The organism is Mumia sp. Pv4-285, from assembly GCF_041320275.1.
Classification (GTDB): domain Bacteria; phylum Actinomycetota; class Actinomycetes; order Propionibacteriales; family Nocardioidaceae; genus Mumia; species Mumia qirimensis.
In genome coordinates this window covers 3,839,049-3,856,965 of record NZ_CP162023.1, presented here as the reverse complement: position 1 = coordinate 3,856,965, position 17,917 = coordinate 3,839,049, and the positions used below count along the sequence as shown (strand labels likewise).

Sequence of the window (17,917 nt, the reverse complement as noted above, 5' to 3'; positions counted from 1 at the left end):
AACGAGGACTGAGCACCTATGGCAATCCGCAAGTACAAGCCGACCACCCCGGGCCGTCGTGGCTCGTCGGTGTCCGACTTCGCCGAGATCACTCGCACGACGCCTGAGAAGTCGCTGACGCGCCCGCTGCCCAAGAAGGGCGGCCGCAACAACCAGGGCCGGATCACCACCCGGCACCAGGGCGGCGGTCACAAGCGTGCGTACCGCATCATCGACTTCAAGCGTTACGACAAGGACGGCGTGCCGGCGAAGGTCGCGCACATCGAGTACGACCCGAACCGCACCGCGCGCATCGCGCTGCTGCACTACGCGGACGGCGAGAAGCGCTACATCATCGCGCCGGAGGGTCTGAAGCAGGGCATGACGGTCGAAGCCGGTCCCGGCGCCGACATCAAGCCCGGCAACAACCTGCCGCTGCGCAACATCCCCGTCGGCACCACGATCCACGCGATCGAGCTCCGCCCCGGCGGCGGTGCCAAGATGGGCCGCTCGGCAGGCGCGAAGGTGCAGCTGGTCGCCCGTGAGGGCACCCGCGCGCAGCTGCGTCTCCCCTCGGGCGAGATGCGCTACGTCGACGTCCGCTGCCGCGCCAGCATCGGCGAGGTCGGCAACGCCGAGCAGTCGAACATCAACTGGGGCAAGGCCGGCCGCAACCGCTGGAAGGGCAAGCGCCCGACCGTCCGCGGTGTGGCGATGAACCCGATCGACCACCCGCACGGTGGTGGCGAGGGCAAGACCTCGGGTGGTCGTAACCCGGTGTCGCCGTGGGGTCAGCCCGAGGGCCGTACCCGCAAGAAGAAGGCCAGCGACAAGCTGATCGTCCGTCGCCGCAAGTCCGGAAAGCGCTGAGGAAGAACCTGACATGCCACGCAGTTTGAAGAAGGGGCCGTTCGTCGACGACCACCTGATGAAGAAGGTCGAGACTCAGAACGAGGCCGGCACGCACTCCGTCATCAAGACGTGGTCGCGCCGCTCGATGATCCTCCCCTCGTTCATCGGTCACACCATCGCGGTGCACGACGGACGCAAGCACGTCCCGGTCTTCGTGACCGACGCGATGGTCGGGCACAAGCTCGGCGAGTTCGCGCCGACGCGTACCTTCCGCGGACACGTCAAGGACGACCGAAAGAGCCGCCGCCGCTGACGCGGGCGACAACCAAGGGAAGAGTTCAGATGAGCACATTGGAGCGTAAGGGCGTCAGCGCCCGACGTGAGAGCCTGCTCGGCGACGAGCCCGGCGCTTTCGCGGTCGCACGCTTCGTCCGCGTCACGCCGCAGAAGGCGCGCCGGGTCGTCGACATGGTCCGCGGCATGCACGTGGACGAGGCACTGCCGTTGCTGCGGTTCGCACCGCAAGCTGCAGCCGAGAACGTCTACAAGCTGGTGGCGAGCGCCGCCGCGAACGCCGAGACCACTGAGGGTCTCGACCGGTCGTCGCTGATCATCTCGGCCGCCACGGTCGACGAGGGTCCGACGATGAAGCGTTGGCGCCCCCGCGCTCGTGGTGCGGCCAACCGCATCCTGAAGCGCACCAGCCACATCACCGTCGTCGTGCAGCCGCGTGACGCCGTGACGCAGACTCGCACACGCAAGGCCAACAAGAAGGGTGGGAACCGCTAGTGGGACAGAAGATCAACCCGCACGGCTTCCGTCTCGGTATCTCCACCGATCACAAGAGCCGCTGGTACGCCGACAAGCTCTACAAGAGCTACGTCGGCGAGGACATCAAGATCCGTAGCCTGCTCACCAAGGGCATGGATCGCGCCGGCATCAGCCGCGTCGAGATCGAGCGCACCCGTGACCGCGTCCGTGTGGACATCCACACGGCACGTCCGGGCATCGTCATCGGTCGCCGTGGCGCCGAGGCCGACCGCATCCGCGGCGACCTCGAGAAGCTGACCGGCAAGCAGATCCAGCTGAACATCCTCGAGGTCAAGAACCCCGAGGTCGACGCGCAGCTCGTCGCTCAGGGAGTCGCCGAGCAGCTCGCAGGTCGCGTGCAGTTCCGTCGCGCCATGCGCAAGGCTCTGCAGACCACGATGCGCGCCGGCGCCAAGGGTGTCCGCATCCAGTGCTCCGGCCGTCTCGGCGGCGCCGAGATGTCGCGCTCGGAGTTCTACCGCGAGGGCCGCGTGCCCCTGCACACGCTCCGCGCTGACGTCGACTACGGCTTCTACGAGGCCAAGACGACGTTCGGCCGCATCGGCGTGAAGGTCTGGATCTACAAGGGCGAGGTCGCCGGCACCCGTGCCGAGCGTGAGGCTCAGGCCGCCGCCCGCGCAGCCGCCCCCGGTGGGCGCCAGCGTCCGGGTCGTGGCGGCGCACGCCGTCCGGCGCGCGACGGCCAGCGCGGCGAGCGTCCCGCACGTCAGCAGGAGCAGGCCGCCGAGGCAGCTCCCGCCAGCAGTGAGGCTGCTGCCGCTCCGGCGGACGCAGCGAACGGAACGGAGAGCTGAAACCATGCTGATCCCGCGCAGGGTCAAGCACCGCAAGCAGCACCACCCCAAGCGTCGTGGCGCCGCCAAGGGCGGCACGTCGCTGGCGTTCGGTGACTTCGGCATCCAGGCGGTCGAGGGTCACTACGTGACCAACCGGCAGATCGAGTCCGCTCGTATCGCCATGACCCGCCACATCAAGCGAGGCGGCAAGGTGTGGATCAACATCTACCCCGACCGCCCGCTGACCAAGAAGCCGGCCGAGACCCGCATGGGTTCCGGCAAGGGTTCCCCGGAGTGGTGGATCGCCAACGTCAAGCCCGGCCGCGTCATGTTCGAGCTCTCGGGCGTGCCGGAGCCGGTGGCGCGTGAAGCGCTGCGGCGTGCGATCCACAAGCTCCCGATGAAGTGCAAGATCGTGTCCCGCGAGGCAGGTGAACTCTGATGGCGAACGCCACTACCGCTGCCGACCTCCGCTCCCTGAGCGCCGAGGATCTGGCCGCCAAGCTCGGTGAGGCCAAGGAAGAGCTGTTCAACCTTCGCTTCCAGGCCGCGACCGGCCAGCTCGAGAACAACGCTCGGCTGCGTACGGTGCGCAAGGACATCGCGCGCATCTACACCGTCGTCCGCGAGCGCGAGCTCGGCATCATCGAAAGTGAAGAGGCATGAGCAACAACACCGCAGCAGGCGAGCGCAACCGCCGCAAGGTGCGTGAGGGCCTCGTCGTCAGCGACAAGATGGACAAGACCGTCGTCGTGAGCGTCGAGGACCACGTCAAGCACGCTCTCTACGGCAAGGTCATGCGCCGTACGAGCAAGCTGAAGGCGCACGACGAGGCCAACGAGGCCGGCATCGGAGACCGCGTGCTCATCGCGGAGACCCGACCGCTGTCGGCGACCAAGCGTTGGCGTCTCGTCGAGATCCTCGAGAAGGCCAAGTAACCACCACTCGTTCCGCCAGGCTCACGGCGAAACCGTGAGAACCAGCGAGACAACAGGAGAGAACCGATGATCCAGCAGGAGTCGCGACTCAAGGTCGCCGACAACACCGGTGCCAAGGAAATCTTGTGCATCCGCGTGCTCGGCGGTTCCGGTCGTCGATACGCAGGGATCGGCGACACCATCGTCGCCACCGTCAAGGACGCGATCCCGGGCGGGAACGTCAAGAAGGGCGACGTCGTCAAGGCTGTCGTCGTCCGCACCGCGAAGGAGCGCCGTCGTCCCGACGGCTCCTACATCCGGTTCGACGAGAACGCCGCAGTCATCCTGAAGAGCGATGGCGAGCCCCGTGGCACCCGCATCTTCGGCCCCGTGGGCCGCGAGCTGCGCGACAAGCGCTTCATGCGCATCATCTCGCTCGCCCCGGAGGTGCTGTGATGACTGTCCAGAAGAGCCTGAACATCAAGAAGGGCGACCACGTCCGCGTGCTGTCCGGCAAGGACCGCGGCGTCGAGGGCAAGGTCATCGCCGTGCTCCCCGAGGCCGACCGCGTGATCGTCGAGGGCGTGAACCGCATCAAGCGCCACCAGAAGGCGCTGCAGCCGGGCACGACCAGCTCGATCATCACCAAGGAGGCACCGATCCACGTCTCGAACGTGGCGCTCCTGGTGGAGGTCGACGGCAAGAAGGTCACCACCCGCATCGCCTTCCGTCGTGACGAGGTCACCAAGAAGCGCGCCGACGGCTCGACCTACAGCGCGCACCGCAGCGTGCGCATCGCTACGCGCACCGGAGAGGAGATCTGATGACCGCCGAGACCACGGAGAAGGTCACGCCGCGCGTCAAGACGCGTTACCGCGAGGAGATCCTCCCGGCCCTGCACGAGGAGTTCTCGTACGAGAACGTCATGCAGGTCCCCGGTATGACCAAGATCGTCGTGAACATGGGCGTCGGTGAGGCTGCCCGCGACTCGAAGCTGATCGAGGGCGCGATCCGCGACCTGACCGCGATCACCGGTCAGAAGCCGCAGGTCACCCGTGCTCGCAAGTCCATCGCGCAGTTCAAGCTGCGTGAGGGCATGCCGATCGGTGCCCACGTCACGCTGCGTGGCGACCGCATGTGGGAGTTCCTCGACCGTCTGCTGACGATCGCCCTCCCGCGTATCCGCGACTTCCGCGGGCTCTCGCCGAAGCAGTTCGACGGGCGCGGCAACTACACGTTCGGTCTCACGGAGCAGGTCATGTTCCACGAGATCGATCAGGACAAGATCGACCGGACGCGTGGCATGGACATCACCATCGTCACCACGGCGACCAACGACGAAGAGGGGCGCGCGCTCCTCACCAAGCTCGGCTTCCCGTTCAAGGAGAACTGACCATGGCGAAGACCTCGCTCAAGGTGAAGGCCGCGCGCAAGCCGAAGTACGCCGTGCGCGCCTACACCCGCTGCCAGCGCTGTGGCCGTCCGAAGTCCGTGTACCGCAAGTTCGGCCTGTGCCGGATCTGCCTGCGGACGATGGCTCACCGCGGTGAGCTCCCGGGCGTCACGAAGAGCAGCTGGTAATCCCGACTCGACCCTGAACGCCGCAGGTCCGCACCCAGGTGCGGAAACCGTGGCAGGAAAGTGGAAACACACTCATGACGATGACTGATCCGATCGCGGACATGCTGACGCGTGTCCGCAACGGCAACCAGGCGTTCCACGACGAGGTGAGCATGCCTTACAGCAAGCTCAAGGCCGGCGTCGCGGAGATCCTTAAGCAAGAGGGCTACATCACGGGCTTCTCCGTGGCCGAGCCGGCTGAGGGCGTGGTGGGCAAGACGCTCACCGTCACCCTCAAGTACGGCCAGCACCGCGAGCGTGCGATCGCCGGCATCCGGCGCATCAGCAAGCCGGGGCTGCGGGTCTACGCGAAGTCGACCAACCTGCCGAAGGTTCTCGGTGGCCTGGGCGTGGCGATCATCTCCACGAGCCAGGGCCTCCTGACCGACAAGCAGGCCAAGTACAAGGGCGTCGGCGGCGAAGTCCTCGCCTACGTCTGGTGACGGGAGGAAACTAGACATGTCACGTATTGGCAAGCAGCCGGTGACGGTTCCTTCCGGAGTCGACGTCGCGATCGACGGCCAGGTCGTCACCGTGAAGGGCCCCAAGGGCTCCCTCGCGCACACCGTCGCCGCACCGATCAAGGCGACGAAGTCCGAGGACGGCACGATCTCGGTCGAGCGTCCGAACGACGAGCGCCAGAACCGTTCGCTCCACGGCCTCACCCGCACGCTGATCAACAACATGATGGTCGGTGTGACGCAGGGCTACGAGAAGAAGCTCGAGCTGGTCGGCGTGGGTTACCGCGTCCTGGCGAAGGGCCCTGCCGCGATCGAGCTCAACCTCGGCTTCAGCCACCCGGTGCCTTTCGAGGCCCCGGAGGGCGTGACCTTCACGGTCGAGTCGCCGACGAAGCTCACCGTGACCGGCATCGACAAGCAGCAGGTCGGTGAGGTCGCGGCCAACATCCGCAAGCTGCGCAAGCCTGAGCCCTACAAGGGCAAGGGCGTGCGTTACGCAGGCGAGCACGTTCGCCGCAAGGCCGGGAAGGCTGGAAAGTAATGGCAATCGCACTCAAGCACCGCAAGCACGAGGCTGCGCGCACCGCAGGCCGTCGTCGCCGCCAGGTGCGCGGTCGCAAGCGGGTCGCGGGGACGCAGGATCGTCCCCGTCTCGTGATCACGCGTTCCAGCCGCCACATCGTCGCTCAGGTCGTCAACGACCTGGAGGGCCGTACGCTTGCGTCGGCGTCGTCGATGGAGGCCGAGCTGCGTTCGCTGGACGGCGACAAGACCGCCAAGGCCCGTCGCGTCGGTGAGCTGATCGCCGACCGCGCGAAGGTCGCAGGGGTCGAGTCGGTCGTCTTCGACCGCGCAGGGAACAAGTACCAGGGGCGCGTCGCCGCCCTGGCCGAGGGCGCCCGCGAGGGCGGCCTGGCCTTCTAGGCCAGACGAGAGAAGAGGACAGTCGAATGAGCGGAGCCCAGCGCCGCAGTGGCGGCGGGGACCGTCGGGGTCGCGGTCGCGACTCGGCGGACAAGACCGCATACATCGAGAAGGTCGTCGGCATCAACCGCGTGGCCAAGGTCGTCAAGGGCGGACGTCGGTTCAGCTTCACGGCCCTGGTCGTCGTCGGTGACGGCGACGGCATGGTCGGTGTCGGTTACGGCAAGGCCAAGGAGGTGCCGACCGCCATCCAGAAGGGTGTCGAGGAGGCGAAGAAGTCCTTCTTCCGCGTGCCGCGCATCCAGGGGACCATCCCGCACCCCGTGCAGGGTGAGAAGGCCGCCGGCGTGGTCATGCTGCGTCCGGCCGCACCCGGTACCGGCGTCATCGCCGGTGGCCCGGTCCGCGCCGTGCTCGAGGCCGCAGGCATCCACGACGTCCTGAGCAAGTCGCTCGGGTCGTCCAACGCGATCAACATCGTGCACGCCACCATCCAGGCGCTGCGTGAGCTCGAGTCGCCCCAGGACGTGGCAGACCGCCGCGGCCTGCCGGTCGAGCACGTCACGCCGGCCGCGCTGCTCAAGTCGAGCAAGGAGCCGACCCAGGCTCCTGCCCAGGCAGGTGCATGATGGCGAAGCTTCAGGTGACCCAGACGCGTTCGGGCATCGGACGCAAGCAGAACCAGCGCGAGACCCTGCGCACGCTCGGTCTCAAGCGCATCGGCGACGTCGTCGTCAAGGAGGACCGTCCCGAGATCCGCGGGATGATCGCGACGGTTCCTCACCTCGTCGACGTCAAGACTGTGGACTGAGGGGAGGAACTGACATGACGCTCAAGCTGCATCACCTCCGCCCGGCCCCGGGTGCGAAGACTGCCAAGACCCGTGTGGGTCGCGGTGAGGGAAGCAAGGGCAAGACCGCGGGCCGCGGCACCAAGGGCACCAGTGCCCGCTACCAGGTGCCGGTCGGGTTCGAGGGCGGCCAGGTCCCGATCCACATGCGCCTTCCGAAGCTCGGCGGCTTCCGGAGCCCCTTCAAGGTCGAGTACCAGGTCGTCAACCTGACCCGCCTCGAGGAGCTCTTCCCCGAGGGCGGCGCGGTCGACGTGGCCACGCTCGTCGAGAAGGGCGCCGTCCGCAAGGACCGCCCGGTCAAGGTGCTCGGCAACGGCGAGATCTCGGTGGCGGTCCAGGTGACCGCCGACAAGTTCTCGGCATCGGCCAAGAGCAAGATCGAGGCGGCCGGCGGCTCGGTCACCGAGCTCTGAGCCGTACCAGCTCATGAGACATGGCGGTCTCTGACAGCTGCTCTTCGAGCGGCTGTTAGAGTCGCCATGTTTCGCTTATCCCCCCATACCACGCACGGGACACCGTCGCCGTTGTCCATAGGAGGACCCGGTGCTCAGCGCCTTCGTCAACGCGTTCAAGACGCCTGATCTACGCAAGAAGATCTTGTTCGTCTTGTTCATTCTCGTGCTGTTCCGGTTGGGATCCGTTCTTCCCGCACCGGGTGTGGACGTCGAGAACGTCCGGTTCTGCCTGAACGCGGCCACCACGGGCGAGAACGCCAACAGCGTGTTCAGCCTGCTCAACGTCTTCTCGGGCGGGGCGCTGCTCCAGCTGACCGTCTTCGCGCTCGGCATCATGCCGTACATCACCGCGAGCATCATCCTGCAGCTGTTGACGGTGGTGATCCCGCGGCTGGAGGCCCTCAAGAAGGAGGGCCAGTCCGGCCAGACGAAGATCACCCAGTACACCCGTTACCTCACGCTCGGCCTCGCGGTGCTCCAGGGCGCCGGCATCGTGGCGATGGCACGCTCGGGTGCCCTCTTCGGCAACCAGTGCGCGCGCGACCTGCTGGTCGACACCGACTCCGTCTCGCTCTTCCTGCTGATCGTCCTCGTGATGGTCGCCGGCACGGCCATCATCATGTGGTTCGGCGAGCTCATCACCGACCGCGGCGTCGGCAACGGCATGTCGCTGCTGATCTTCACCCAGATCATCGCCACCTTCCCCGGCACGATGTGGCTGATCAAGGAGCAGAAGGGCTGGGGCACGTTCGCGATCGTCACCGGCGTCGGACTCGCGGTCGTCGCGGCCGTCATCTTCATCGAGCAGGCGCAGCGCCGCATCCCGGTGCAGTACGCCCGCCGCATGGTCGGCCGCAAGATGTTCGGCGGGTCCTCGACCTACATCCCGCTGAAGGTCAACCAGGCCGGCGTCATCCCGGTGATCTTCGCCTCGAGCCTGATGTACCTTCCGGCGCTGGCGGCGCAGTTCAACCAGGGCAAGGGCTGGTCGACCTGGGTCACCGAGAACTTCGTGCAGGGCGACCACCCGCTCTACATGCTCGTCTTCTTCCTGCTGATCGTGTTCTTCACGTACTTCTACGTGTCGATCACCTTCAACCCGAAGGAGGTCGCGGACAACATGAAGAAGTACGGCGGCTTCATCCCCGGGATCCGCGCCGGTCGCCCGACCGAGCAGTACCTCGGCTACGTGCTGTCGCGCATCACCTTCCCGGGATCCCTGTACCTCGGCCTCGTCGCCCTGATCCCGCTGCTCGCGTTCATGCTGATCGACGCCAACCAGAACTTCCCGTTCGGTGGCACGACGCTGCTCATCATGGTGGGCGTCGGCCTCGACACCGTGAAGCAGATCGAGAGCCAGCTGCAGCAGCGCAACTATGAAGGGTTCCTGAAGTGACGCGCCTCTTGTTCATGGGTCCCCCGGGTGCAGGCAAGGGCACCCAGGCGACTCTGCTCGCCGACAAGCTCGGGATCCCCCATATCTCCACGGGTGACATCTTCCGCGCGAACGTCAGCCAGGGAACCGAGCTCGGTCTCAAGGCGCAGAGCTACATGGACAAGGGCGAGTACGTCCCGGACGAGATCACCAACGCGATGGTGCGCGACCGGCTGGGCGAGCCCGACGCGCGCACCGGCTTCCTGCTGGACGGCTACCCCCGCACGGTGGACCAGGTCGACACCCTCGACGGCATCCTCGACGAGCTCGGCGAGAAGCTCGACGCCGTCGTCGAGATCGTCGTCGACAGCGAGGAGCTGATCTCCCGCCTGCTCAAGCGCGCGGAGACCTCCGGACGCACTGACGACACCGAAGAGGTCATCCGGCACCGTCAGGAGGTCTACGAGCAGACCACGCCGCTGCTGGCGGTCTACGCCGAGCGTGGACTGCTCGTCCAGGTCGACGGCATCGGCGATGTCGACGACGTGCAGGCTCGGATCCTCGCCGCGCTCCCGCATGCCGGCTAGCGCGTCGACGGGCACCTAGTCCGATGGGGTTCTTCGGCAGCGGGTTGGAGATCAAGAAGCCCGACCAGGTCGCCGTCATGCGACGGGCCGGACTGATCGTGGGGGAGGCGCTCGAGCTCCTGCGTGCCTCGGTGCGTGCAGGGATGACGACGGCCGACCTCGACGAGATCGCTGAGGAGCACATCCGCAGTCGCGGTGCCGCACCGAACTTCAAGGGCTACCACGGCTTCCCGGCGACGATCTGCACGTCGGTCAACGCCGAGGTCGTCCACGGAATCCCCGGTCCTCGCGTGATCGAGGAGGGCGACCTCGTCTCGATCGACTGCGGTTGCGTGCTCGAGGGCTGGCACGGCGACGCGGCGATCACCGTCGCCGTCGGCGAGGTGCCGGAGAGCCGCCGCGAGCTGATGCGGGTCACCGAGGAGTCGATGTGGCGCGGCATCGCAGCCGCGCGGCTCGGCGGACGGGTCAGCGACATCGGCCACGGAGTCGAGTCGTACGTGCGGAGTCAGCCCGGCGGCGAGCGCTACGGCATCGTCGAGGACTACGTCGGCCACGGCATCGGCTCGGCCATGCACATGCCTCCGAACGTGCCGAACTTCGGGAGTCCTGGCCACGGGCCGAAGCTCGTCAAGGGGCTGGTGCTCGCGGTCGAGCCGATGCTCACCGAGGGCACCATCGAGACGACCACCCTGGACGACGACTGGACCGTCGTCACGGACGACCAGGGGTGGGCCGCGCACTTCGAGCACACCTTCACGCTCACCGACGCCGGCGCCTGGGTGCTGACGGCGCTCGACGGCGGGCGAGCCAAGCTGACCGAGCTCGGCGTCCCGTACGGCGGCCCGGCCGACGCCTGACGGGGCGGATTTGTCCCGCGGTAGTCCCGCACCGTACTATGGACAGTCGGCCGTGGTGTGCAATTCTGCATGCCTGCGGCCGGTCCGAGAGACGTACGACAGATTGCGGAGGACATGCCGAAGAAGGAAGGCGTCATCGAGCTCGAGGGCTCGGTCATCGAGGCCCTGCCGAACGCGATGTTCCGGGTCGAGCTGACCAACGGCCACAAGGTTCTTGCGCACATCAGCGGCAAGATGCGTCAGCACTACATCCGAATCCTCCCTGAGGATCGTGTGGTGGTGGAGCTGTCCCCGTACGACCTCACTCGAGGTCGGATCGTCTACCGGTACAAGTGACTCGCACCGGTGCCAGCCCGCTTGGGCTGTCGCCGACGCGTGCCGCCCCACCATCCGTCCGTTCAAGATAAGAGAGCTCGATGAAGGTTCAACCGAGCGTCAAGCCGATCTGCGACAAGTGCAAGGTCATCCGTCGCCATGGCCGAGTCATGGTGATCTGTGAGAACCCGCGCCACAAGCAGCGGCAGGGCTGACCAGCCCGCAACCCACCACGTGACCGCTCGTCTCGTCTTCTGACGAGACGCTTCCCCCGGACCGGAGGCCGGGGCCTGGCTGAGGCAGCCAGGACGCGTCACGTCCACACCTCCGTAGTGGAAGGACACCGCCTGATGGCACGCCTCATCGGTGTAGACCTGCCGCGCGACAAGCGCGTGGTGATCGGTCTCACCTACATCTACGGCATCGGCCGTACCCGCAGCGTGAAGCTGCTCGAGCAGACCGGCATCAGCCCCGACCTGCGCGTCCACGAGCTGAGCGAAGACCAGCTGGTCGCGCTCCGTGACGCGATCGAGGGTCAGTTCCAGGTCGAGGGCGACCTTCGTCGTGAGGTTGCCGCCGATATCCGTCGCAAGATCGAGATCGGCAGCTACCAGGGCCGCCGCCACCGCGCCGGGCTCCCCGTGCGCGGTCAGCGGACCAAGACGAACGCGCGTACCCGCAAGGGTCCGAAGCGCACCGTTGCCGGCGCAAAGAAGAAGGGTAAGTAATGCCTCCGAAGGGCACAGGCGCCAAGAAGGTGCGCCGCAAGGAGAAGAAGAACGTCGCCGCGGGCCAGGCCCACATCAAGAGCACGTTCAACAACACGATCGTCACGATCACCGACCCGACCGGTGCGGTGATCTCGTGGGCCTCTGCCGGCACCGTCGGCTTCAAGGGCTCGCGCAAGTCCACTCCGTACGCCGCGCAGATGGCCGCTGAGGCCGCCGGGCGTCGGGCGATGGAGCACGGGATGAAGAAGATCGACGTCTTCGTGAAGGGTCCGGGTTCGGGCCGCGAGACGGCGATCCGTTCGCTGGGTGCCGTCGGCCTCGAGGTCGGCACCATCCAGGACGTCACCCCCAGCCCCCACAACGGCGTGCGGCCGCCCAAGCGCCGCCGCGTCTGATCGCCCGGATCGGAGAGGAGAACACAGATGGCCCGTTACACCGGACCCCTGACCAAGAAGTCTCGCCGCCTGGGCGTCGACCTCGTCGGCGGTGACGCCGCGTTCGAGCGTCGCCCTTACCCGCCCGGCCAGCACGGCCGTGGTCGCGTCAAGGAGAGCGAGTACCGCTCGCAGCTGCAGGAGAAGCAGAAGGCGCGCTACACCTACGGCGTCCTCGAGCGGCAGTTCCGCAAGTACTACGAGGAGGCGCACCGTCGTCCCGGCAAGACCGGTGACAACCTGCTCCAGATCCTCGAGTGCCGTCTCGACAACGTCGTCTACCGCGCCGGTTTCGCGCGGACCCGTCGTCACGCTCGCCAGCTCGTGGTCCACGGCCACTTCACGGTGAACGGTCACAAGGTCGACATCCCGTCGTTCCAGGTCAGCCAGTACGACATCATCGACGTGCGCGCGAAGTCGCTCGAGATGACGCCGTTCATCGTGGCCCGTGAGACGTTCAACGCCGACTCCGTCCCCGCCTGGCTCACCGCCGTGCCGGAGAAGGGTCGCGTCCTCGTCCACCAGCCGCCGGTGCGCGAGCAGATCGTCGTGCCGATCACCGAGCAGCTGATCGTGGAGTACTACTCCAAGATCTGATCGCCCTACGGCCGATCGCTCGTACGGCTGCCCGGGTCCGTCCCGGGCAGCCTCCACCACTCCACAGACCGTGTCCGTCAAATAGCGGGCGACGCGGAAAGGAATCCACAGAATGCTCATTGCACAGCGGCCCACACTGTCCGAGGACGTCGTCGACGAGTTCCGTTCGCGGTTCGTCATCGAGCCCCTCGAGCCCGGCTTCGGCTACACCCTCGGCAACTCGCTGCGCCGTACGCTCCTGTCGTCGATCCCGGGTGCAGCAGTCACCTCGATCAAGATCGACGGCGTCCTGCACGAGTTCTCGACGATCCCCGGCGTGACCGAGGACGTCACCGAGATCATCCTGAACCTCAAGAACCTCGTGGTCAGCTCGGAGCACGACGAGCCCGTCGTCATGTACCTGCGCAAGCAGGGACCCGGCGACGTCACTGCAGCCGACATCGCGCCTCCGGCCGGTGTCGAGGTGCACAACCCCGACCTCAAGATCGCCACCCTGAACGACAAGGGCAAGATCGAGGTGGAGCTGGTGGTCGAGCGCGGACGCGGTTACGTGTCGGCAGTCCAGAACAAGACCGGCGACGAGGAGATCGGGCGCATGCCGGTCGACTCGATCTACAGCCCGGTCCTCAAGGTCACGTACAAGGTCGAGGCCACTCGTGTCGAGCAGCGCACCGACTTCGACAAGCTCATCATCGACGTCGAGACGAAGCGCTCGATCCTGCCGCGCGACGCCATGGCGTCGGCCGGCAAGACGCTGGTCGAGCTGTTCGGTCTCGCACGCGAGCTGAACGTCGAGGCCGAGGGCATCGACATCGGCCCGTCGCCCGTCGACGAGGCGCTCGCCGCCGACCTGGCGCTCCCGGTGGAGGACCTCCACCTCACGGTGCGCTCGTACAACTGCCTCAAGCGTGAGGGCATCCACTCCGTGGGTGAGCTCATCTCGCGCAGCGAGCAGGACCTGCTGGACATCCGCAACTTCGGTTCGAAGTCCATCGACGAGGTCAAGGCGAAGCTCGCCGAGATGGGCCTCGGTCTGAAGGACAGCCCCGCAGGGTTCGATCCGTCCGCGGTGGTCGACAGCTACGACGACGACGAGAGCTTCGCGGAGGACGAGCAGTACTGAGCTCACGCTCGGACTGATCTCCGCACAACATCCCAGGAGACACAGCAATGCCTACGCCCACCAAGGGTCCGCGGCTCGGCGGGAGCCCGGCGCACCAGCGCCTCATTCTCGCCAACCTCGCACAGAGCCTGTTCCAGCACGGCCGCATCACCACCACCGAGGCCAAGGCCAAGCGCCTTCGCCCCTATGCCGAGTCGCTGATCACCCGTGCCAAGGTCGACACGGTGGCCAACCGCCGCCAGGTCGTCAAGGTGATCCGTGACAAGGAGACCCTCCACGTGCTGTTCACCGAGATCGCGCCGAAGTACACGACGCGTCCCGGCGGCTACACGCGCATCACCAAGATCGGGCCGCGCAAGGGCGACAACGCCCCCATGGCCGTGATCGAGCTCGTCGAGGAGAAGGACTTCTCCGTCACGACGAAGGCCCCGAAGAAGTCCGCCAAGACCGAGACCACCCCGGTGGCCGAGAGCGCCGACGAGGTCAAGGACCAGATCGCCGCAGCGGACGAGGCGGAGACCGAGACGCCGGCCGACGAGGCCGCCGTCGAGGCGACCACCGACGAGGCGCCCGCTGACACGACCGAGGGCGACGCCGACAAGGCCTGACGCACCCTCGGCCGGTCGGTCGACACCGCCGAGAGCCGGTCCCGGATCATTCCGGGGCCGGCTCTTCGCGCGTCCGTGTCCGGGCAGCGACCGGAGCCTCTATGCTTCACCCGTGCTCATCATTGCGATCATCCTGTTCGGCATGCTCATCGGTGCCGCCGCCCAGTTCATCCTCGGCAAGGGAGCGAGTGGCATCGACTGGCCGATGGCCTTCGGCGCAGGCATCATCGGCTCGTTCGTCGGTGGCCTCCTCGCCAGCCTTCTCGCCGGTGACGGCCTCGACCTCCGCCCCAGCGGCATCATCGGCTCGCTCGTGGGTGCGCTGATCGTGACGCTCGCCTGGCAGTGGTGGAAGGGCCGCTCTGCCGCAACCCAGTAGTCGTCGCGCAGCAGGCGCCCGCCGGGTCGTGACGAGGTAGACACGGCGCGGGCGGAATGCCGAGCACTGCCTCGGCTGTTGACCCAGGTATGCCATCCCCGAAGCTGTCGGTCCTCGACCTCGTCCCCGTCCGCACCGATCAAACGACGGGCGACGCGCTCGCGGCGACCGTGGAGCTCGCTCGTACGGCTGAACGGCTCGGCTTCACGCGCTACTGGCTCGCCGAGCACCACAACATGCCGGCGGTCGCCGCATCCTCACCCCCGGTGCTGATCGCCCACGTCGCCGCTCACACCGAGCGCATCCGGGTGGGATCCGGCGGGGTGATGCTGCCGAACCACGCGCCGCTCGCGGTCGCTGAGCAGTTCGCCCTCCTCGAGGCGGCTCATCCCGGACGCATCGACCTCGGGATCGGCCGGGCACCTGGCTCGGACCAGGTCACGTCGTGGGCGTTGCGTGGAGCCGCCGGTCGCGACAACACCGACATCGAGCAGTTCCCCCAGTACCTCGACGACGTGATGGCCCTCATGGACTCGTCCGTCGGCGTGCGGGTGCCCGTCGGTGGGCGTCAGTACCTCCTGAAGGCGACGCCGGTGGCGACGTCGACGCCTCGGCAGTGGCTGCTCGGATCCTCGATGTACTCGGCTCATCTCGCCGCTGCGAAGGGTCTGCCGTACGTCTTCGCGCACCACTTCTCCGGTCAGGGGACGGCGGAGGCGCTGGCGACCTATCGTGCCGAGTTCCAGCCCAGCGCGCACACGCCGGAGCCCACGACGTTCCTGACCGTCAACGCGGTCGTCGCGCAGACGTACGAGGAGGCTGTCGCGCTGGCCCTCCCGAACCTTCAGTCGATGGCCCGCCTGCGTACAGGTGCTCCGCTCGCGCCGCTCGACCTCGTCGAAGATGCCGAGAAGGTCGAGATGACCGGGCCACAGCTGGCGATGGTCGAGGAGGGTCTGCTGCGCAACGTCGTCGGTGACCCGTCGCAGGCGGCCGAGCGCATCCGCGCGCTCGCCGCACAGTTCGACGTCGACGAGGTGATGATCAGCCCGAACGCGTCTGCCCACCAGGGTGACGACCCGCGGCGGTCGTCCTCTCGTGAGCGGACGCTCGAGCTGCTTGCTGACGCGCTGGCCTGACCCGGAGCACTTCTCGGGCACCCTTGAAGGCATGGCCCTCGCTGTCTGCGTGCTCTTCGATCGACCGACCGAGCGTCGCCTCCGCGCCTTGTGGGCCCGGTTGGAGGAGCACGGCGTGCACACGCTCGCGAGCCACACGCACCGGCGGCACCATCCGCACCTGTCGTACGCGGTGCTGCGCGAGTGGGACCTCGACGCCGTCCGCAGGGCGCTCGAAGACCTTCCCGACGGTGGCCCGTTCGCGATGACGTGCCACGGGACCCTCGCGTTCCCGCGGGGTCGCGCAGCTCTGGCGCCGTCGATCACCCCGGACGTCGCCGCCCGACAGCTGGCGGTGGTCGATGCCGTCCGCGCGACGGGCGCCGACCTGCACCGCCACTACGGGCATGGAGCCTGGATCCCGCACGTCTCGATCGCCACCCGCGCGCCGGGCGCGCTGCTGCCGGTCGTCGTCGAGGCGGTCGCCGATGTGCTGCCGATGCCGCTGGTCGTCGATCGCGCCGCGCTGATCGACAGCGGGACAGGTCGGACGTGGCCGCTGTCGGGGATCCCGTGAGCGGCGCCGCCCTCGCTGCGGCAGCGAGGTGTCGTCAGCCCGCGACGTCCCCGTTCTTGCCGGTCGTGACGCCCATCCCGTTGGCGGCCTTCTCGACCGAGCGGTGGAGCAGCGCCTCGAGGTCGAGGCCAGTCGACGTCTTGAGCATCTGCAGCGTCTGGACGACGTTGTCGTTGACCTGCTTCGGCAGCGCGCCGGCGCCGTCCGTGGAGATCACGGTCAGCTTGTCGATGGCACTGATCGGAGCGGCGACCTCCTTGGCGATCTGGGGAAGGACCTCGATCAGCATCTGCAGCACAGCGGCGTCGTTGTAGCTCGCGAACGCCGCGGCCCTCTTGTCCATCGCCTCGGCCTCTGCGTGTCCGACAGCGAGGATGGCCGCTCCCTGGGCCTCGCCCTCGGCGCGCGTCGCCTCCGCCTCCGCGACACGGCGGGCCTTCTCGGCCTCGCCTCGGCGCGCACCCTCGATCGCCTCGGCCTCGGCGAGCGCTGCGCGACGCGACTTCTCGGCCTCACCGGTGAGCCGCGCTTCCTCGGCCTTCGCCTCGGCGGCGGCGATGGTGGACGCCTTGCGCGCCTCGGCGGCCGAGATCTCCGACGTACGACGTGCCTCTGCCTCCTGCTCGACGCGGTAGCGCTCCGCGTCGGCAGGCTTGCGGACCTTGGTCTCGAGCTCACGCTCGGTGAGCGCGGCCTGGCGGACGGCGACCTTCTCCTGCTCGGTCAGGATCGCCTGGTCGAGATCGGCCTGGGCGAGCGGTCCCGCTGAGGTGGCGTTGGCGTACGCCGCATCGGTCTCGGCCTTGATCTCGGACTGCTTCAGAGCGAGGGCGCGCTGGGCGATCGCGATCTCCTCCTCGGCCTTGAGGCGGGCCTGCTCGGCGGCTTGACGCGCTGCGGCCTCGGCGATGGCGGCCGTCTGCTGGATGCGGGCGGCCTCGGGGCGCCCGAGGTCTGCCAGATAGCTGCCGTCGTCGGTGACGTCCTGGATCTGGAACGTGTCGAGGATGAGGCCCTGCCCCGTGAGCGAGTTCTCGGACTCGTCGGCGACGCGCTGGGCGAACGCCGCACGGTCACGGATGATCTGCTCGACCGTCAGACCGCCGACGATCGACCGGAGCGCACCCGCGAGCACCTCCTGGGTGAACGGCTCGACGTCCTGCTGCTGGGAGAGGAAGCGCTGTGCCGCGAGGCGGATCTGGTCGGCGTTGCCGCCGACCTTGACGATGGCGACGCCCTCGACGTTGAGCTTGATGCCCTGGCCGGACACCGCGCCGCGGATCTGCACCGAGATGCGACGGCTCGACAGGTCCATCGTCGCGAGCTTCTGCACGAACGGGATCACGAACGTGCCGCCGCCGAGGATCACCTTCTGGCCGGACAGGTCGGTGGTGAGGGCGCCGGTCTCGGGATTGAGGACCGCCTTGCCCTTGCGTCCGGTGACGATGAAGGCCTGGTTGGGGCCGGCGACCTTGTAGCGGCTCGTGACCAGGAAGATCAGCAGGAGGACGACGGCAGCGATGCCGAGAAGCGGGATCAGCACGG

Annotated in this window: 31 protein-coding genes; 30 read left to right on the top strand and 1 reads right to left on the bottom strand. The window is 67.6% G+C overall.

The genetic code is table 11. The features are described 5' to 3' along the window. Positions 1-18: 18 nt before the first annotated feature. The 30 genes from rplB to AB3M34_RS18500 all read left to right on the top strand — a co-directional run bounded on the left by rplB (position 19) and on the right by AB3M34_RS18500 (position 16,372). Positions 19-849, top strand: coding sequence for a 50S ribosomal protein L2 (gene rplB / locus AB3M34_RS18645; RefSeq protein ID WP_370616220.1), 831 nt, complete (start codon positions 19-21; stop codon positions 847-849). Between the two features lie 13 nt (positions 850-862). Then, positions 863-1,144, top strand: coding sequence for a 30S ribosomal protein S19 (gene rpsS, locus AB3M34_RS18640; protein WP_370616218.1), 282 nt, complete (start codon positions 863-865; stop codon positions 1,142-1,144). Positions 1,145-1,173: 29 nt separating this feature from the next. After that, positions 1,174-1,620 (top strand): 50S ribosomal protein L22, encoded by a 447-nt coding sequence (gene rplV / locus AB3M34_RS18635; protein WP_370616216.1) that lies wholly within the window; start codon positions 1,174-1,176, stop codon positions 1,618-1,620. Beyond that, complete coding sequence (gene rpsC / locus AB3M34_RS18630; protein ID WP_370616214.1) at positions 1,620-2,456, top strand: 30S ribosomal protein S3; 837 nt, start codon at positions 1,620-1,622, stop codon at positions 2,454-2,456. Before rplV ends, rpsC begins: the two co-directional genes overlap by 1 nt. A gap of 4 nt (positions 2,457-2,460) precedes the next feature. Beyond that, positions 2,461-2,880 (top strand): 50S ribosomal protein L16, encoded by a 420-nt coding sequence (gene rplP / locus AB3M34_RS18625; protein WP_370616212.1) that lies wholly within the window; start codon positions 2,461-2,463, stop codon positions 2,878-2,880. Next, a complete protein-coding gene (rpmC, locus tag AB3M34_RS18620; protein ID WP_149770225.1) occupies positions 2,880-3,104 on the top strand; it encodes a 50S ribosomal protein L29 in 225 nt (74 codons plus the stop codon). The genes rplP and rpmC overlap by 1 nt, the downstream gene beginning before the upstream one ends. Beyond that, a complete protein-coding gene (gene rpsQ / locus AB3M34_RS18615; protein ID WP_149770226.1) occupies positions 3,101-3,376 on the top strand; it encodes a 30S ribosomal protein S17 in 276 nt (91 codons plus the stop codon). Before rpmC ends, rpsQ begins: the two co-directional genes overlap by 4 nt. 66 nt (positions 3,377-3,442) lie before the next feature. After that, entirely contained in the window at positions 3,443-3,811 is a 369-nt protein-coding gene (gene rplN / locus AB3M34_RS18610) for a 50S ribosomal protein L14 (protein WP_149770227.1), read from the top strand. Further along, positions 3,811-4,179 (top strand): 50S ribosomal protein L24, encoded by a 369-nt coding sequence (gene rplX / locus AB3M34_RS18605; RefSeq protein WP_370616211.1) that lies wholly within the window; start codon positions 3,811-3,813, stop codon positions 4,177-4,179. Before rplN ends, rplX begins: the two co-directional genes overlap by 1 nt. Further along, positions 4,179-4,748, top strand: a complete 570-nt coding sequence (rplE, locus tag AB3M34_RS18600) for a 50S ribosomal protein L5 (RefSeq protein WP_370616209.1) — start codon at positions 4,179-4,181, stop codon at positions 4,746-4,748. Before rplX ends, rplE begins: the two co-directional genes overlap by 1 nt. A 2-nt stretch (positions 4,749-4,750) precedes the next feature. Further along, complete coding sequence (locus AB3M34_RS18595) at positions 4,751-4,936, top strand: type Z 30S ribosomal protein S14 (protein WP_139087798.1); 186 nt, start codon at positions 4,751-4,753, stop codon at positions 4,934-4,936. A gap of 74 nt (positions 4,937-5,010) precedes the next feature. Next, positions 5,011-5,418, top strand: a complete 408-nt coding sequence (gene rpsH / locus AB3M34_RS18590) for a 30S ribosomal protein S8 (RefSeq protein ID WP_370616207.1) — start codon at positions 5,011-5,013, stop codon at positions 5,416-5,418. 16 nt (positions 5,419-5,434) lie between these two features. Further along, positions 5,435-5,977: a 50S ribosomal protein L6 gene (gene rplF, locus AB3M34_RS18585; protein WP_370616205.1), complete on the top strand. Its 543-nt coding sequence runs from the start codon at positions 5,435-5,437 to the stop codon at positions 5,975-5,977. Beyond that, complete coding sequence (rplR, locus tag AB3M34_RS18580; RefSeq protein ID WP_149770232.1) at positions 5,977-6,360, top strand: 50S ribosomal protein L18; 384 nt, start codon at positions 5,977-5,979, stop codon at positions 6,358-6,360. The genes rplF and rplR overlap by 1 nt, the downstream gene beginning before the upstream one ends. 26 nt (positions 6,361-6,386) lie before the next feature. Further along, on the top strand, positions 6,387-6,989 hold the full coding sequence (gene rpsE, locus AB3M34_RS18575; RefSeq protein ID WP_167005660.1) for a 30S ribosomal protein S5: 603 nt from the start codon (positions 6,387-6,389) through the stop codon (positions 6,987-6,989). After that, positions 6,989-7,171 (top strand): 50S ribosomal protein L30, encoded by a 183-nt coding sequence (rpmD, locus tag AB3M34_RS18570; RefSeq protein ID WP_370620055.1) that lies wholly within the window; start codon positions 6,989-6,991, stop codon positions 7,169-7,171. The genes rpsE and rpmD overlap by 1 nt, the downstream gene beginning before the upstream one ends. A gap of 14 nt (positions 7,172-7,185) precedes the next feature. Beyond that, complete coding sequence (gene rplO, locus AB3M34_RS18565; RefSeq protein WP_370616202.1) at positions 7,186-7,626, top strand: 50S ribosomal protein L15; 441 nt, start codon at positions 7,186-7,188, stop codon at positions 7,624-7,626. 130 nt (positions 7,627-7,756) lie between these two features. Next, positions 7,757-9,064 (top strand): preprotein translocase subunit SecY, encoded by a 1,308-nt coding sequence (gene secY, locus AB3M34_RS18560; RefSeq protein WP_370616201.1) that lies wholly within the window; start codon positions 7,757-7,759, stop codon positions 9,062-9,064. Then, positions 9,061-9,630, top strand: a complete 570-nt coding sequence (locus tag AB3M34_RS18555; RefSeq protein WP_370616199.1) for an adenylate kinase — start codon at positions 9,061-9,063, stop codon at positions 9,628-9,630. The genes secY and AB3M34_RS18555 overlap by 4 nt, the downstream gene beginning before the upstream one ends. Positions 9,631-9,653: 23 nt before the next feature. Continuing rightward, positions 9,654-10,490, top strand: coding sequence for a type I methionyl aminopeptidase (gene map, locus AB3M34_RS18550; protein ID WP_370616197.1), 837 nt, complete (start codon positions 9,654-9,656; stop codon positions 10,488-10,490). A 114-nt stretch (positions 10,491-10,604) separates the two neighbouring features. Then, a complete protein-coding gene (infA, locus tag AB3M34_RS18545) occupies positions 10,605-10,826 on the top strand; it encodes a translation initiation factor IF-1 (RefSeq protein ID WP_039345467.1) in 222 nt (73 codons plus the stop codon). 80 nt (positions 10,827-10,906) lie between these two features. Further along, positions 10,907-11,020 (top strand): 50S ribosomal protein L36, encoded by a 114-nt coding sequence (gene rpmJ / locus AB3M34_RS18540; RefSeq protein ID WP_068116313.1) that lies wholly within the window; start codon positions 10,907-10,909, stop codon positions 11,018-11,020. A gap of 135 nt (positions 11,021-11,155) precedes the next feature. After that, positions 11,156-11,533, top strand: coding sequence for a 30S ribosomal protein S13 (gene rpsM, locus AB3M34_RS18535; protein WP_370616195.1), 378 nt, complete (start codon positions 11,156-11,158; stop codon positions 11,531-11,533). Beyond that, positions 11,533-11,931 (top strand): 30S ribosomal protein S11, encoded by a 399-nt coding sequence (rpsK, locus tag AB3M34_RS18530; RefSeq protein WP_139087808.1) that lies wholly within the window; start codon positions 11,533-11,535, stop codon positions 11,929-11,931. Before rpsM ends, rpsK begins: the two co-directional genes overlap by 1 nt. A gap of 27 nt (positions 11,932-11,958) precedes the next feature. Continuing rightward, positions 11,959-12,567, top strand: a complete 609-nt coding sequence (rpsD, locus tag AB3M34_RS18525; protein WP_370616193.1) for a 30S ribosomal protein S4 — start codon at positions 11,959-11,961, stop codon at positions 12,565-12,567. A 112-nt stretch (positions 12,568-12,679) separates the two neighbouring features. After that, positions 12,680-13,690 (top strand): DNA-directed RNA polymerase subunit alpha, encoded by a 1,011-nt coding sequence (locus AB3M34_RS18520; protein WP_149770239.1) that lies wholly within the window; start codon positions 12,680-12,682, stop codon positions 13,688-13,690. A gap of 47 nt (positions 13,691-13,737) precedes the next feature. Beyond that, entirely contained in the window at positions 13,738-14,298 is a 561-nt protein-coding gene (gene rplQ / locus AB3M34_RS18515) for a 50S ribosomal protein L17 (RefSeq protein WP_370616191.1), read from the top strand. 112 nt (positions 14,299-14,410) lie between these two features. Then, a complete protein-coding gene (locus AB3M34_RS18510; RefSeq protein WP_370616190.1) occupies positions 14,411-14,677 on the top strand; it encodes a GlsB/YeaQ/YmgE family stress response membrane protein in 267 nt (88 codons plus the stop codon). An 89-nt stretch (positions 14,678-14,766) separates the two neighbouring features. After that, positions 14,767-15,816, top strand: coding sequence for an LLM class flavin-dependent oxidoreductase (locus AB3M34_RS18505; protein ID WP_370616188.1), 1,050 nt, complete (start codon positions 14,767-14,769; stop codon positions 15,814-15,816). Between the two features lie 31 nt (positions 15,817-15,847). Further along, on the top strand, positions 15,848-16,372 hold the full coding sequence (locus AB3M34_RS18500) for a 2'-5' RNA ligase family protein (RefSeq protein WP_370616186.1): 525 nt from the start codon (positions 15,848-15,850) through the stop codon (positions 16,370-16,372). A gap of 34 nt (positions 16,373-16,406) precedes the next feature. On the opposite strand, the gene AB3M34_RS18495 is transcribed toward AB3M34_RS18500, so the two are convergent. Beyond that, positions 16,407-17,915, bottom strand: a complete 1,509-nt coding sequence (locus AB3M34_RS18495; protein ID WP_370616184.1) for a flotillin family protein — start codon at positions 17,913-17,915, stop codon at positions 16,407-16,409. Positions 17,916-17,917 lie beyond the last annotated feature (2 nt).

What these genes read in the sequence shown, in the direction of transcription:
- AB3M34_RS18505 (WP_370616188.1), top strand. Translation starts at nt 14,767, where the DNA reads ATGCCATCCCCGAAGCTGTCGGTCCTCGACCTCGTCCCCGTCCGCACC.
- rplB (WP_370616220.1), top strand. Translation starts at nt 19, where the DNA reads ATGGCAATCCGCAAGTACAAGCCGACCACCCCGGGCCGTCGTGGCTCG.
- AB3M34_RS18520 (WP_149770239.1), top strand. Translation starts at nt 12,680, where the DNA reads ATGCTCATTGCACAGCGGCCCACACTGTCCGAGGACGTCGTCGACGAG.
- rplE (WP_370616209.1), top strand. Translation starts at nt 4,179, where the DNA reads ATGACCGCCGAGACCACGGAGAAGGTCACGCCGCGCGTCAAGACGCGT.
- rpmC (WP_149770225.1), top strand. Translation starts at nt 2,880, where the DNA reads ATGGCGAACGCCACTACCGCTGCCGACCTCCGCTCCCTGAGCGCCGAG.
- rpsK (WP_139087808.1), top strand. Translation starts at nt 11,533, where the DNA reads ATGCCTCCGAAGGGCACAGGCGCCAAGAAGGTGCGCCGCAAGGAGAAG.
- rplQ (WP_370616191.1), top strand. Translation starts at nt 13,738, where the DNA reads ATGCCTACGCCCACCAAGGGTCCGCGGCTCGGCGGGAGCCCGGCGCAC.
- AB3M34_RS18500 (WP_370616186.1), top strand. Translation starts at nt 15,848, where the DNA reads ATGGCCCTCGCTGTCTGCGTGCTCTTCGATCGACCGACCGAGCGTCGC.
- rplP (WP_370616212.1), top strand. Translation starts at nt 2,461, where the DNA reads ATGCTGATCCCGCGCAGGGTCAAGCACCGCAAGCAGCACCACCCCAAG.
- rplO (WP_370616202.1), top strand. Translation starts at nt 7,186, where the DNA reads ATGACGCTCAAGCTGCATCACCTCCGCCCGGCCCCGGGTGCGAAGACT.
- rpsE (WP_167005660.1), top strand. Translation starts at nt 6,387, where the DNA reads ATGAGCGGAGCCCAGCGCCGCAGTGGCGGCGGGGACCGTCGGGGTCGC.
- infA (WP_039345467.1), top strand. Translation starts at nt 10,605, where the DNA reads ATGCCGAAGAAGGAAGGCGTCATCGAGCTCGAGGGCTCGGTCATCGAG.
- rpmJ (WP_068116313.1), top strand. Translation starts at nt 10,907, where the DNA reads ATGAAGGTTCAACCGAGCGTCAAGCCGATCTGCGACAAGTGCAAGGTC.
- rplR (WP_149770232.1), top strand. Translation starts at nt 5,977, where the DNA reads ATGGCAATCGCACTCAAGCACCGCAAGCACGAGGCTGCGCGCACCGCA.
- rplF (WP_370616205.1), top strand. Translation starts at nt 5,435, where the DNA reads ATGTCACGTATTGGCAAGCAGCCGGTGACGGTTCCTTCCGGAGTCGAC.
- rpsD (WP_370616193.1), top strand. Translation starts at nt 11,959, where the DNA reads ATGGCCCGTTACACCGGACCCCTGACCAAGAAGTCTCGCCGCCTGGGC.
- AB3M34_RS18595 (WP_139087798.1), top strand. Translation starts at nt 4,751, where the DNA reads ATGGCGAAGACCTCGCTCAAGGTGAAGGCCGCGCGCAAGCCGAAGTAC.
- rpsH (WP_370616207.1), top strand. Translation starts at nt 5,011, where the DNA reads ATGACGATGACTGATCCGATCGCGGACATGCTGACGCGTGTCCGCAAC.
- rplX (WP_370616211.1), top strand. Translation starts at nt 3,811, where the DNA reads ATGACTGTCCAGAAGAGCCTGAACATCAAGAAGGGCGACCACGTCCGC.
- rplN (WP_149770227.1), top strand. Translation starts at nt 3,443, where the DNA reads ATGATCCAGCAGGAGTCGCGACTCAAGGTCGCCGACAACACCGGTGCC.
- rpsQ (WP_149770226.1), top strand. Translation starts at nt 3,101, where the DNA reads ATGAGCAACAACACCGCAGCAGGCGAGCGCAACCGCCGCAAGGTGCGT.
- rpsS (WP_370616218.1), top strand. Translation starts at nt 863, where the DNA reads ATGCCACGCAGTTTGAAGAAGGGGCCGTTCGTCGACGACCACCTGATG.
- map (WP_370616197.1), top strand. Translation starts at nt 9,654, where the DNA reads ATGGGGTTCTTCGGCAGCGGGTTGGAGATCAAGAAGCCCGACCAGGTC.
- rplV (WP_370616216.1), top strand. Translation starts at nt 1,174, where the DNA reads ATGAGCACATTGGAGCGTAAGGGCGTCAGCGCCCGACGTGAGAGCCTG.
- rpsM (WP_370616195.1), top strand. Translation starts at nt 11,156, where the DNA reads ATGGCACGCCTCATCGGTGTAGACCTGCCGCGCGACAAGCGCGTGGTG.
- rpmD (WP_370620055.1), top strand. Translation starts at nt 6,989, where the DNA reads ATGGCGAAGCTTCAGGTGACCCAGACGCGTTCGGGCATCGGACGCAAG.